Source organism: Pragia fontium (assembly GCF_900638655.1).
Classification (GTDB): Bacteria; Pseudomonadota; Gammaproteobacteria; order Enterobacterales; family Enterobacteriaceae; genus Pragia; species Pragia fontium.
This window is the reverse complement of the sequence record NZ_LR134531.1, coordinates 583,343-599,159: the sequence shown is the minus strand read 5'-3', so window position 1 is coordinate 599,159 and position 15,817 is coordinate 583,343. Positions and strand designations below refer to the sequence as shown.

Below are 15,817 nucleotides of genomic sequence, written 5' to 3'. Positions count from 1 at the left end.
GTAGGGTGGAGCTGGAAGCAAAGAAGTTATTGGCCTCACCCGGCGCGACAATCAGCCCCTCTTCGGTGTAAATAATCGGCCCTTCGTAAACCTCATTATAAATATCCGGACGGGCAATAATGCGCCAGAACCCATCTTTTAGCGGAGGTAAACGCACACTAAGGCTGTTGCTGTAAGCCTGATTAGCATTGAGATCGCCAATATGTGCCACTTTACCTAGTTGAATATCGCTTAAATCCCAATCAGTATCCTGCGACAGGTAGAAGGCATCCGTCCAACGACCATAGGCGGTATTAATCGAATCATTGATAACCCGGAAGTTAATGTCGATCGTATCGCCAATCTCTGCCCGAGATGGCATGGTAACTTCGGTTACCTGAAGATCTGCCGGTGGCGCGACTTCTATCAGTAGTGGCTGGGTTGCCGCCAGCGCGTTGTTTTGCTCATTGCCAAACTCTCGCACCCGACCAAACTCACCGCTTCCCAAGGTATAGGCCGGATCGGTAATCACGAAGACGTACCACGGCCCTTCCAGATCGTTAGGAACTTTGAAAGTCACCGTCTGGTCATAGCTGGCATTCTGAGCCAAGCCGTTCCGATGTTCGTGATATCCCAAATAGCGATCTTTTCTCACGTCAAGGAAACGGTCTTTGGACAGATAAACCGCATCGAACCAAACGGACTGTTTGACCGGCGTACTACCACCACGATTAACCACGCGGTAATCAATAGTAACCAGCTGACCAGCCAGAACCCGTTGCGGAATGCTAACGGATTCAACCTGTAAGTCCGGTGGAACGGCTAATGTAATCGGTAACGGAATGGAGGCAACGTTATTCCCCTCATCCTGAAACTCCTGCACACTGCCGGTCTGGGCGGTAATAATGGACAGCCCTACCAATCCGTCACGAATAGTGCTCGGTGCCGAGTTATACGGGTTATAACCAAAGGCAGTATCGGTTTTGACAAACAGCGTGAAATCACCGCCAATGGATTCCGGCAGCATAAACGTCGCGGATTGGGTATAAGACGCTTGTGGCTGTAAATAGTCGGCTAGCCCAACCTGTTTGATTTTGGTTTTAACTTCAAACTCAGTACCGCGATCCACCAGCGGGTAGTCACCGGCATCCAGCGCCGCATCGCGCGACAAATAGACACCATCCAACCATCCTTTGGTTCGCGTAGCACGGGTTCCGCGGTTGGTGACGGTCCAGGTTGCGGTGATGGTCTCACCGGAAGAAGGCTGTGGATTAGACACCGTAATCTGGTCTATCTGTAAATCCGGTTCACGGTAATGAATGTTCAACGTCGCGCTGGCGCGGTTATTATTGTTACTTAAACCTTCATAAACCGTACCGAGATTACTCTTATCACCGGCATAGTAGATCAAGGCGCTGGCATTATCCCCCTGCGACAGCTCGCCTTTGGCCTGTTCAGCTGAATCACGTCGATCGCCATAGGCGGCACTGTCGGTCACCACATAGATATAATACTGCCCATCCGCGCCGGCAGGCAAGGCAAACTCGGCACTCGCAGTGTAGCTGGCCTGTGCTGCCAGCCCCTCAATATTAGCGTGAGCTAACGTTCCCAACAGCGTTACTCGGCTAGGGATATAGGTCGGATCGGTACTAATATAAACCGCATCCAACCAGTTCCGCGTGCCGGACCAGACGTCAGCGCCAAAGTTGGTTACCGTCCAGGTTATTGGCGTCAATTCCCCAGAGAAGTTCTCTGGCTCAACCACAATCTTGGTCACCCGCAGATCCGATGGCTGTGCAGTGACCACTGAAATAGCAGCGCCGCTATTATTGGTTTCGTCCGTTTCGCCAATCTGATTGAACGTGTCACAGACCACCACTAAATAACGTCCCTCAACCGATGGGGCTAATGGCAGCGTTTCGGTAACGGTGTAGGATTCACCGGTTCCCAGCTCGCGAGATTGAGCAAAGTAACCCAAAAACCAACGTTTCTTGGCATCTTTTAAATCCGGTGTATCACTCAGATAAACCACATCACTCCACGTGCCACTGAGCGGATTTGCACCGTTTTCCACGGTATAGCTGAAGGTATAATCGCCACCCGAAAACTGTTCGGACGGCGCAACAACGCGAGTGACCGACAGATCGGACAGCGTTTTCACGATACCCAGCACCTTCATTGGACGGGCTTTGTAGTTATTATTGTCAAACTGAGTAGGATCGTCAGGGTTGATATTCACCGCTAACGTATCTTCCAGAATTACATCGTAACTATCGCTCCAGACGGTAATAAAGTACTCACCGCTATAGGTATTTTTCGGAACGGTGACCTGCACCTGATTCAGATAATCTTCACCGACCGCCAAATGCCCAACGTGTTTAAAGCTACCTAACAACACATCGCCTTTACCCGCTCCCGGCCGCCGTTTATCGCGCGCCAGCCAGACGGTATCCGTCCAGGAATCCAGTGTCGTTGATAGCCCACGAGTTGGAGCGCTGCCTAAATTACTCACTCGATAACCCACATCAATAACCGTGCCGTGCACCACCTGATCCGGCGCTACAACATCACTGGTGACCAGATCGCTGAAAGGTATCGGTTCGATATAGATGCGTATTGCTTTGTTATTGTTATTTTCATTCGGGTATTCATCAACGTTATTGTTGCCATCGGTCATCACGATCAGATAGGCATCACCGCGGAAACGGATCGGAATATCGATCATCGCCGTTTCATTAGAATAAGACCTACTTGGCTCCAGCGCCGAAGCATTACCAAACTGACCCACAAGTTGGTCGCTAGCGCTTAATGTTCCGTCCAATGACAGGAAGACCTTATCCGTCCACTGACCATTAGCCGGCATCGAGCCCATATTACTGATGGTATATTTAATGCCGACGCGGGTACCTGCCGTCACTTTTTGCGGAGCTTCAATGGCGGTAACGCGTAAGTCTGGGCGCGCTTTCAGTCTGATAGTGGTAATAACGTCAGCAATGCCTTCGTTATTATCACGAGCGCTACCGTGCTCATATACCGCTCGATTGGCGTTAGTAATAACCTTAATACGGTACAGACCTTCCAGCTTGGCTGGCAGACGCAACGGTTCAGTGCGCGTATAGTGGACACCTGGCTCCAGAGGGCGATCGTAAGTAAATTCGCCCAATAGCATGGCACTCTGAGCGGTGTTTAGCGGCTCCAACCACACTTTATCGGTCCACAAGCCTTTAGCGGCGATCTGTCCCTGATTAAGCACTTGCCAGCCCACGTCTATCAGTGAACCTTCCTGCGCCTCCTCCGGTGCCGTCACTTTACTGACGCTAAGATCGGCACTTGGAGACAAGACAACGGATACCGCAATAGACGCGGTATTATTATGGGTGAAAATAAACTCAAACGGACCACCGGTACGCACATTCAGGAAGAATTCCCCTTCCAGCCCCTGTGGTAAGGTGATATTCACCGTTTGCGTATAGCCATCGTTCACCGCCAGTTGACCGAGGTGCGCTCTGGCGGTAAATCTGGCTACCACGCCACTGCCATCCGCCTGACGGCTTAACCACAAACTGTCATTCCAGGCGCCGATATTAGTAATACCAATACCTTTATTGACCACTCGCCAAGTCAGTTGCAGCTCCCCGCCGCTAATCGGCGTGCCGGTAAAGGCCATTGAGCTTACCTGCAAGTCAGCATAAGGCATGGGCATCACGTCAATATCATGTTCGCAACGCGCTACATTGTTGGCTTTTAAGTCGTGTTCAAACACTTCATTTTTGGCATCGGTAACCACAAATAGCTTATAACGTGCGGTTGTGCCCGGCGGTAAGAGGATATTTTCATTACGCTGGTATGACTCACCGACGGCCAGACCACCTTCGTGACGGTATTCCCCCACCACGCGGTCGTCCCAATTGCCTAACGTATCGTCCTGCGACAAGATCACACGGTCAACCCATCCGGCGCTACCGGCAGCGGCATTTCCCTTATTGTTCACCGTCCAGACCACGTTAAGCGTGGCCGGATCGGCAATCAGCTGTCTGGATGCGCTATCAATCTTCACCGCCAGATCCGCATGCGGCGTCAGATTAATGGTTAATTCAACGCGTTTATTGTTGTTATCCCGTACTCGCTCGGTCACTCGCCGGTTCACATCACACATTAATAACAGTTGATATTCACCGTTATAGGCGAGAGGAATATCGATGTCGGCGCTTGCCTGATAGCTCTCCCCAGCTTTCATACCAGTCGGATGTTCAACTTCTGCGACTTTTCGCTGTACGCCATCTTTGACCAGATACAGAGCATCGTGCCAGCCAACGTCTACATTGCCGCCCTGATTCCCCACCGTCCAGGCCACGTGCAACGTCTCACCGGACTGAATAACTGATTCGGCCTGCAATGCCTCAATATAAAGATCGGTCCAGGCAACCTTCACGGCTTCCTCTGACGTGCCCCAGTTATTATCCTCGCCACCGCGTTCGTAGATGTTATCTTGACTATCGGTGAGCACGACCCAACGATATTCTCCTTCATCGAACCAGCTCGGTAAGCGGAAGCTAATACTGCGTTCAGCGCTGGCGCCGGATGCCAGCATATTGCTGTTCAGAATGGTGGCGACTTGGTACTGGTAACTGCCATTTCCAGGCTGAATATAAATCCGGTCGCGCCAGGCGGTCTTGGTGTCGCCATCCCCCTGATTATGCGCGGTATAGGTTACGGTTACTTGCTCTCCCGGACGTAGAATTGAAGGCCCCTTCACCTCGCTAACGGTGAGGTCAGGGGTTTTTGATAACTCAACCCGTAGTTTAGTCTCGCTAACGCGCACATTATTGGCGGTATTGCCCTCTTCATCGACAGAACGGACATGATCCACATTCACAATGAAGTAGAAATCGCCGGTTAAGTCACGCGGTAGGGTTAGGGTTGTTTGCCCAGTGTAGGTTTCGTTCGGCCCCAAATAGCCTGAATGCACCACAGTACCGGACCAAATAATATCGCGAGAATCACTTAACTTATCACTACGGGACAGCACCACCCAATCGTTCCACAACGCCATATTGGTGGTGGCATTACCTTCGTTGCGCACTTGCCAAGTGATGGTAATCGCCTCATCACTGAGCGCGTTCTCCGGCCCGTTTACCGCGATGGCATTCAGGTCGGTGTACCCTTTAATGAGCTCGATAGGCTGTGCCGCTGAGACATTATCCCCGTGGGTATCCTGCTCGCCGCTTTCCATATCGACATCGGTCTTCACCGCCAAATAGTAATGACCGGCTGCAATGGCTGGCAGACGTACCGTTAGTTGCTGCTGATAGCTTTCACCCGGTAACAGCGGCCCGGAACAACGCACCGAACCAAGCACCACATCGTCCGCGTTGCCGATGGTTCCATCACGACTGAAAACAACCCGATCGGTCCAGTCATGTTTCGTCCCGGCCTCGCCCTGATTGCTCACCGTCCACGTGAGCGTCACCTTCTCACCGGAAATACCGGAATCAGGCAGAGTTACCTCATCAATACGTAAATCCGCATAGCTGGATTTCTTGGCGTGAATCTGAATTTCGGCCCGGTTGTTGTCTTCCGCATCGCCAGTAAGATTGGTTTCAAACAACACGCCGAAACCGGCTGAGTTTTGATCGGTCGTCACCGCAATCTTAATGTCACCACGGCCTTTGATGCCATCCGGCAAACGGAAGGTAAAGCTGCGTGGGCGGAACTCACCCGGCAGTATTGCCCCCAGAATCTGACCATCGACCAGCGCCAACGGATCGTAAACCAATACCGTATCCAGTAAGGCCTTATTCTCGGTGATATTAGTCACCACAATCCGATCGGTAAAACCAATACCGGTGGCGCTGGTTCCCAGGTTCCAGTCCTGCCAATTGATGGTGATCAAATCCCCGGCATGAATGTCTTGAGTCGCCACCTGTAGCGCTCGCACCACCATATCCGGGCCTACGTCATAGGTTAATTCCTGAATATTGTTGCTTTCGCCGTCACCATCGGCATTAACTTCATCAACCTCCTGCTCACTGTCCATAATAATACGGACAATAAAGTGCCCGGATGCTGATACGCCCGTTGGCCAGATCAACTGTAGGCGATGCTCTCGTTTCTCATCGGCGGCTAAATCCTGCTCATCGCGCAGGGTTTGCGTTAACACCACCTCATTGGTGGAGCGGTTATAAATCTCCAGACGTTCACTCCATGGAGCGACCACCTTAACAACACCGCGGTTCACTGTGTTCCAGTTTACGGTAATATCCTGCCCCGGCTGGAAGTCACCGTCCGGTTCCAGCGTAAAGTCTTCAATTACCAGATCGGGATAGTCTGACGATATAACTTTAGTGGTAATTCTGCGGCCGTTATTGTCTTCTGACGTTAGCTGAGGATTATGCTCATGCAACAAATTATCAGCATCCGCTATGACGATAATATCCAGATGCCCAACCGCGGAAATGCCTTCAGGCAGTTGCAACACAACATGGCGAGTACGGCTATCACCAACGGCAATATCCCCCTCTTGTTCATTATCATAAGGGACGGAAATCACCGCGATCAGTTGACCATTATTCAGATTGCGCACCGTCACGCTATCGTTCCAGCGACCGACCGTTGGCAATGTGCCACGATTCTCGACCACCCAACTGATATCCACCGCCTGACCGCTTTGCAGACCTGATTCAGGCTCAAGGGAAACCCGATTAATCACCAAATCAGGGCCATCCGGCAGGGTGATCGGTCCCAACTCTACCGTTGATGGCAGTGGCACGTTGACCAGATTAAACGCCACTTCAACCTGTGGCAGTGCGTTATTATTGAGACCTTCAATCACCAGTGTATAAGTACCGGTCAGACTAAACGCCGGTGGTTCCTGATCAACACCAGTGAAATAGGCACGATACTGCCAACTGTTGGTTTCAGGGTTAGTATCACCAGACACACGGAACGCTCCCATTGAGACCGCGGAGAAAATGGTTTTTCCTTGTGGATCCAGCAGCGACCAGTATGGAACGGACATATTGCCAGGATGTTTCTCCATAAAGGCCGATATCGCTGGCAGGGCGTCAAAGTAGTAACGTTCTCCCGCCAAAGCGTCGAAAGTATAAAGTTGAGCCCCATTAGTCGGAGAAACCGTAATATTCATCGGCGTTCCCGCCGTCACTTGGGTCGCGCTTTTCGAGGTTAACAGACGGAAAGCATAGCGTTGTTCGGCCTGAGTATTGTTAAACAACGTTACTTGATATTTGCCCGCCGCCAGTTGGCGCTTGCTATCTGTATTTGCGGTCATACTCCAGTCGGAAATCACGCCGCTGGCATTCTCCAAACGCCATTGACCGCCGGCATCTGTCGACAGATTATCGAATACCACCAGTTGTTGTTGATCAAGATTAAACTGCCAGCTTACTGACTGGCCTCTCTCCAGTGACTGCTCAATCAGTGTGTCGGTCGGTAGTATTCCGAGGTCTGCCGTTTGCCATACGCTAAACTCATAAGGCTGAGCTTCGTGAAAGTTATTTTGACCGCTGAACATCAATAGATAGTCGCCGCCGTTGGTCAAAACAAGCTCATCTGGCGAGCGCCCAAAACCCAGGTTAAATAACCGATTGCCCTGAGGATCAAATAGATTCCAATAGCCCCTTGCTCCTTGAGCCATAAAGAAGGTGTAGCGTTCACCTGCCTGCGCAGAGAACTGATAGATATGAACGCTGCTACCTGGATTTAACGTTCCCTGTACGTTCTCATTCTTATTAAAAGATTGTGCTGCTGCATTCGTGACCAATTTAAACTGATAAGGTGCCAGATCTCTGTAGTCATTGTTAATACGTAACAGATAGTTTCCAGCCGCTAATTGATGTACAGCTTCCTCACTATAGGAAGAAAACATCGAATGATTAAATATCTCACCTTCTACACTCAGCAATGTCCAACTGAGGTAATAGTTCTGGCTTCCAACCGTACCAAAGGCATCAAAAATAATCTGCGTAGGTTCTGATAGCTGAAGTTTGTAAGTGATGTTACTGGAGGAAGGAACCTCACCGCTATAAGCGGTATCAAGCTGGAGCATTCCCCTATCGGCGGTAAGACTATCGGCAGTAAAGCTATACTCAACGGTCTCTTCCAGCGCTAAACTACACACCACCAGATAATAGGATTCACCCAGTTTGCTCTGCGCCACAAGCTGGCTATTACTCCCCATATTTCCACGGGCTAGCAGTTGGCCATTGTCCTTCAGCACATACCATTCTGCATCAGCAGACTGATGAGAAATAAACCTGAATTTCTTGCTAGTCACGCTGTCCAGACGGTAAATGCTCACTGTCTCTTCCGGCGTCAGCGTATTCTTGATGAGGGTATCCATCGTCAAACTTTGGCTATGCGTATCCACCGCCACTGTCTGGCACTGCGCATTTAAAGAGATGTTGCCCTCGTCAGACTCCCCATCTACCAGCAAATAATAATCTTCCGTTTGGGATGACAAAAATACATAAGATTCAAGCAGGGATGGAATACTATCCACATGATTTCCCGTTGAATTTATCAGGCTGAGGCTACCGGATGCATTGGTATTCAGCCCCAGATAGATAAAGAGCTCTCCAGCGCGTAAACCCAACTTAAACAGGCTGGTTTCTCTGGAGGCCGCGTTAATCGAGAATGGCGTCTTCAGCGGCAATGCCGGAGCCAATGCAACATCAACAAGTTTGAAGCGATACTCCGCCGCTTCCCCTGCTCGGTTAGGTACAAAAATCAGTTGATAGTCGCCAGCCTCCAGATTTAGCAGCTCATTACCGTCACCGTTATACAATGTCTTCGATACTATTTCGACGCCATTACACAATAGCCGCCACGTTTGCCCATAACTCCACTGTAAAAAGTCTAAGAGTAGTAATTGCTCCTGAATTAGCGTAAAGGTGTAACGCTGTTTCTCTCCCAGTTCCACCCCGCCGGTCAGCGTATCGCCGAAATTAATGGCCGTTTCAATCTCTTGTTGTGGAAAAATACTCAGTGATACCGATTCTGCTGAATAAGACTCGTCATATAAAACAATCCAATGATCACCGGTAGAGAGGGGCACAAACTCTGACACATCACCACCGTACAACCATGCCATTTCTACCCCAGCAGGGCTATAAACGATCCAGTAAGTCCCTTGCGAAGCCTGAGAGTAATAACGCTCACCGGCGTTGAGATAGATTCGGTACAAGACATGTTCCGCTGAAGCAATAATGTCACTTCCTACCGTCACTAGCGGTGCATATTCCCTATCTTCCAGACGGAAAGTCAGCGGCACATCACCATATCCACTGTCGTTAATGATATTTAAGGCATAATCCCCCACGGCTAGCTGATATAAACGTTCGCCTCTTGAGTTTGCCCAAAAAGCATTATTGCCAAATATCGTTGCGACGTTGATTAATTCCCAGTTGAGATAACTATCATCTAACGTATTTCCCGCAACCACTAAGTGTGTGGATTCCGTAAGGGTAAAGCGATATGCCTTTGTTTCTTCGTTCGGTATGGTGATGTTTTTCACCTCACCTAACGACAGTATTTCCCCTTCCGGCAGGATATTCCGCTGTTCATCCAGAGCCATTTGCAGTTGATAACTTAATGGTTGCGAGGTAACGGTTTTCTCCACTAGCAGGTAATATTGACCATTCTCGTCAATAGAGAGCTCACTCTGGCTCTCCTGGTCTTCCGTCGAACCATTCCAGACAGCCTCCTTCCTTTCGTTGAACAAACACCAGTTAAATGTTTCGCCACTAACAACCTGTGAGGTTAACGTCAGCACATCACCGATTTGTACCGCTAACATATGCAGCGCCGATCTGGTCTCTACCGACAGTTCTTGCGTTAATGGAATATCATACTGAAGGGTCGACTTTTGTAATTGAGAGAAGGTCGCCAGTTGGAAGTCTAATATTTCAGGTTCTGCTTCTCCGCTTCTGGAGAGTCCTCCGCGTGATATCAGTTCTAATCGATACTGTCCTGCCACCAGATTAAACCACTCGCCATGACCGCTAACTGTGCCGCCAACAGCAACATCCTCGTTTGAATTAACGATCAGCCAGTTGATATACCTCCGGCTTTGAAGCGCGCTAAAGATAAGTTCAGCGTTTTCCTCTAAGGTAAAGACATATTCTACCTGCTCATTGTCTTTTGGCATGGCAACTTGCATGCCCACTCCCAGCGTCAGGGATTTCGGCTGACGTTCTTCGCTATAAACAACATAATCCAGTGCCGAGCCGCGCTGTCCCTGTCCATAAATAACCAGCGTATAACGTCCGGGCTGAAAATCATTGATCTGATGAATGGTTGCTCCATCCCCATCTAACACGATTTCCCGTTGAGGGTTATAGAGCGCCCAGTACAATGTTTGTGGAATGGCCGTTTGTACGCCAATATTTAACCGTTGCCCTTTGGTTAGCGCCAGTGAATAAACCGCGACGTCATGCCCGTCGGCGAGCTGTCCCGACAGGTTTTCCTGAGTCAACGCACGTGCTTGCGCGGCATCCTGCACCTGAAGGCGTAATGGTGCGCCATCAGACCGTTCGCTCCTGACCATCAGTAGCCAATTTCCGGCTACCAAACGCTGATACTGATTGCCCTGCTGCCAGCTCTGCGCGGTGTGATCTCCAACACGCACAAGCCGCCAATAAACGCCGCTACTGGAATCGGGCATGCTGATAACCAAATCTTTATTGGTCGTCAACGAAATAGGATAGTGGTGATAGTCGGTTGCAGAGGTAATGGATAGGTTAAAAAGCTCATCGTCCTGAATAGGCGAATGCAAAATGGTGTTCGTCAACAGAGCAGTTAAGGTAAAGCTCAGATCGCTGTCACCGGTGTTCTCAATTCTGACCAGATAATCCCCTGACTTCTGAGGCGCATCAAGCTGGATCAGCCACGGCGTCATATTGCCGGAGGCAACAACATTTTCCCGCGAATCATACACGGTAATTTTCCCCGCGCCACCGGAGAACATAGATTGAAGCAGCCACACTTCACCGGCCTGAATGGGTAAACGCCCAACCCAAACTGGCTGAGATGCGCTAAGTTCATGGGTAACGGCCACATCTCGAGACAGCGCAGCAATACCAGACAAACTCAGACTGTAATCGCCTGGAATAACATTGTTGCTGCTATACCCTGCCTGAACTTGCAAACAATAACTGCCTGCGGTCAGTTTTAACGATACCTGTGAGCCTAATTTACCGTTTTTAAGTAACTCCCCCCAACTATTGCGCAACCGCCACTCAAAGTAGTGGGTTGCAGTGCCATCAATGAGCACATGCTGGTCGCTATCCAGCGTGAAATTCCAGAAATCAGATAGCACTCTGGCGTTCGAATATCCCTGCGCAGGTTGCTCCAGAAGCAGTGAATGATGTTGATCTTGGGCTATTAGCGTACGGCAATGCAATTCAACCGGCTCAACTGGCAGATTCGTGGCCTGCAACACTAAGTAGTAACGCCCCGGCTTTACCAGCAGCATACTGGCGCTTTCTTGGTTAGCGATCTCCTGCTTCCACTGTCCCTGATCGTCCAATAAATAGCCCGACAGCGCTATGTTTTCCGACAGGCTAATACGCTGATAAATAAAGAAGTCTGTTGATTTACCAACCAGATCTAAGGCGATGATGTGTATCGGCACCTGCGCAGAGAACGTAAGCTGATGTTCCCCTAACGCAGACAATGGGGCGCTAAAGACATCCCGCAGACGAAAGGCCACCGTATCCAAATCTCGCGATACTTGGGTGTATACCCGCATCGTATAGTTTCCGGCCACCAGTGTATTTAACCGCACCGATCCGCTAAACGATCCTGAGCCTCGGTTATAGCCATTGGCATCCTGTAGCGACCAGAATAAATTCCGATCGGTTACCAAATTCTCAAAGATTAACGCCTTACCAACATCCAGTTTAAACGTATAAATATTTTCTTGAACCGGTGAGGCTAATGCCCCCGTCACCTGCGTATCTAATTCAATGCTGGTGCGCTGAACATTTTGCTCCTTTAAAGTGAACCTTAAAGTTTGCGGCTCCTCATACATTCGATTAGGGCTCAATACTAACCAATACATCCCCGCGGCCAGCGTGATCGTACGGTTATACCCTGAATTAAGCGAAGAGTAGCCAACGCGATTACCCAGTTCGTTATAGAAAGCCCACTCTATATCCGCCCCGTGATTATCCGGTAGATCAAAAACCAACGTCGTCTTTTCCGTTAGCTTGACCAATTGATGAACAGCAGCCAAGGACTGAGCAGCAAAAACAACAGTAGTTTCTTCCAACAAGGCGAGTGTCGATAGCTGAGACTGTTCCAACAAACAAAAATGGAATTCCCCTGTCTGTTTATTGCTCGAAACAACGGTAAATTCATAGTTGCCCATTGGCAACGTGAAGAAACGCGTATCGGAGTAGAAATTGTTATTGCTGGCCTCCTGACCGCGTGGACCGGATAAACTCCAATAAAAATTACTATTGCCCCAAGTATTCACTGCCAGACGCGTTGCCGCCGTTAGCGTAAAACCGTATTTAACGGTCTCTACCCTATGATTAATACGCCCACTCAGAGGCTGATTCAGGACAACTGCTGCGGTGGTTTCCGTTTTGCGATGAAGCTGAAATTTAACGTTTGATAGCTCAGTGCGCGAAGTGGGAGATAATAACAGTAGATATTCACCGCTAGCCTTCAGAATAATATCGCTTTTACTGTTATAATCTTGACCGGAAGAAACGCTTAATCCGACCGGATCAAGCAGTATCCATTGACTGCCGTCGTAATAATTATTCATTCCCTCAAAAAAATAATTCTCGCCGACTTCACCATTAAACCGATACATTTTGGTTTCATCCGCCGTTAGCGTATCCACAATCGGCGAGCCTAAGGTGAGAACCTTAGCAACATCGCGGTTCATCAAGCGGAATTGATAAGAAGCCGGGGTATTTTTGGTATTACGCAATACTAAGGTGTAGGTGCCGGCAGGCAGTTGACCACCGAAAGTATAAGCATCGAGGGTATTGAGGCTGCGCCAGCCTGTCTGATTACCCAAAGGCCCACGCAGCGACCATCGCAGATTGACCGCATCATTTTTATCGGTATTCAGTGCATCAAATACCAGCGTTTCTGCCCGTTCAAGGGTAAAGGTATACACCGCCTCGATATGATTGGCCGCCAGCGTACCGCTATAGGACTCATTAAACGTCAGCGCTTGTTCAACCGTCTGCTTACGCGCCAGACGGAATATCACTTCAGTAACGGCAGTGTCATTGCTAGAACCATCAGACAGCAACGTATAGCGGCCATCAACGGTAAGGGGATAATTACGACTGCTGATACCGTCACTGGAACCTTCTGACACCTTACGTCCATAAGGATCGACTAGCAGCCAGTAAGAAGAGCCCTGTGAATTATCAAGCAACATAGTGTCACCGGCAGTGGCCGAAAAGCGATAACCTACCGCCGAATTCCCCGGTGAGCGGGTTAGAGACACCTGTTGATCCAACGTTAAATCTGGCAGCGCAGCAAGATCAATCAGGCGAAAAGCATAAGCGCCGTCGTGATAAAGTGAAGAGTGACGACTGCCTTTTACTGTTAATGCATAGTCGCCAGCAGGAAGCTGCATAAGGGCACCATCATAAGAATTGCCGTTTGCATAACGATAGATATCACTGATATAGCAATCACGCTGATCAACCTCAACGCCTCGCGGCCCAGATAATGACCAGACGGCGCTGCTACGATTCCAATAGTCATCTCGATTTTGACTATCCATTATCAGCTGCGTCTGCCGCTCTAACCTAAAGCGATAGACTTTGGTATCAGCCGCATTGGTAAATGAACCTGATAGCGCCTTATCAAAGGTAACCGTTTCACCTTCCGGCAATGCTACTGGCGTTTCATGACCAGTGGCGTTCAGTTGAATAGTGAAGCTAATATCTGATTTATTGGTCGGCTTTCCTTCTATCAACAGATAATAGTGACCCACTACGGACAGCGACCACTCTGAACGATTGGTCGCTAAATTATTCGCCCCGCATACATCTTGGCCAAAGCGGTCAATCATGCGCCAAATGGCGCTACCACCGGCCACTTCAACGCTTTGGAAGCTCAGCTTATCGCCGGCGTTCGCATCCAACTGGTAAACCAGGCTGCCGCTGCCGGGGGACAATGTCCCCGTTAGCGGCGTATCAATGCTCATCTCAACGGCAGATGATGCCAAATCATACAGTCGGAAACCGTAGTCACCCGTTACGCTACCGTTACCTTTAACAATAAGTTGATAGTTCCCCGCCACCAAATTGATAACGCTAAACGCCCCATCGGCATCACTGCGGTCAAAACGCCGATTACTCACTTCCACGCCACGCGACCCCACCAACGACCACAGCATATCGTTACTGGTTAGTGCATCAAACGCCAGACTACCGTCGGCAGCCAAAGAGAAGGCGTAAGATACGCCTTGACCTGCCAGCGTTACCGCGCCGCTGATCTCGGTGTTCAGCGTTAGCGTTTCCTGCTTTTCTGCCACTTGGTTAACAGAGAATTGATAACTGATGCTCTTGTCTATCGCATAATGATCTGCACCACCGACAACCAACCAATAGCGTCCAGCGGTCATTGTGGTAAATGGCGGCTTTGACGTCATTAAATTACCGCTGTCCTTTTGCCAGCCCTTCTCATCCAATAGCCACCAAGAAATTGACTGATCGGATACTTCGATACCGTGAACAAAAATCTTATCGTTTGCCTTAACGTCAAACTGATAGATCTGCATGCTGTTGGCTGGCTGCAATATTGCCTCGATCGAGCGATCGGTTTGCAGCATCGTTGCATCCTGCAAGCAGGGCAGGCAAAAAGCATACTCTCCTAACGTCGACATAGAGGTGTCGATAGATAAGCGATAGTCACCGGCAACCAGCCAAAGGCACCCCTTCCCCTTAGCATAACTCTTGGCATCAAAATTAGCAGTACGCGCCACCACCGTCCCTTCAGGGCCAGTTAGCATCCAATAAAAATTATCATCACACAGTCGGTCAAACAGAATGGCTCGCGGTTGCGATAGCGTAAAGGTGAAATGGGCGGTTTTACCCGGCTGATCAATGCTGGCAACCGCCTGCTCATTTAATGCCAATGGTTGGACAGAATCGGTCACGGAGAAAAGCGTAAAACGGTAGTCCGTAGGCCTATTCGCAGCAATTTCACCATCCAAAACCAATAAATATTCACCGGAACACTGCACACTAAAGCGCTCACGATCGCTATCGGTATTATATATCCCACCTTCCTGACGACCATAGGGATCGATCAAGACCCACCTAATTAAACTATACGGTATAACCCAACCAGAAAAATAGAAACTATCTCCCGCCTGTGCCTGAAAGCGATAAACAACCGATTGGTTCATTTGCTTCAGGTTTCCCTGCACTTGAGTACCCAACGTTATGTCTTCGGCACTAATGGTATCAATCAGACGTAACGTATAATCACCCACCGCATCATTGACACCATCAACGGTCAAAGTATATTGACCGGGTATCAGATCGAATACTGAGAACCCAGAGCCTGCATCGGTTGCATTAAACTTCTTGCTGGCGATCAGACCGTTTGGCCCGGTCAGCGTCCAGATCATGTCGCTGCGATTGGTCAGGCTATCGAAGATTAACCGACGAGGTTCTTCCACCGTAATCTGGTAGCGATCCACCTCTCCCGGGACAGAAATATTACCGTCAACCAACATCGGGGCTGAATTCAAACTCTCGAGCGTTAGTAACTGCAATTTATCGTGCTTAATGATGTTGGCATCCATTACACTTTTTTCTGATGAGTTATCTGTCAT

At 49.5% G+C, this 15,817-nt stretch carries 1 protein-coding gene (only partly in view); it reads right to left on the bottom strand.

Features of this window, described 5'->3' with window-relative positions; translation table 11 throughout:
• Window positions 1-15,817 carry the 5' end (the start) of a CARDB domain-containing protein gene (locus EL341_RS02515; protein ID WP_126466931.1) on the bottom strand. The gene continues 17,846 nt to the left of window position 1, outside the view, so only the first 15,817 of its 33,663 coding nucleotides appear in the window; the start codon lies at window positions 15,815-15,817; its stop codon lies beyond the left edge, outside the window.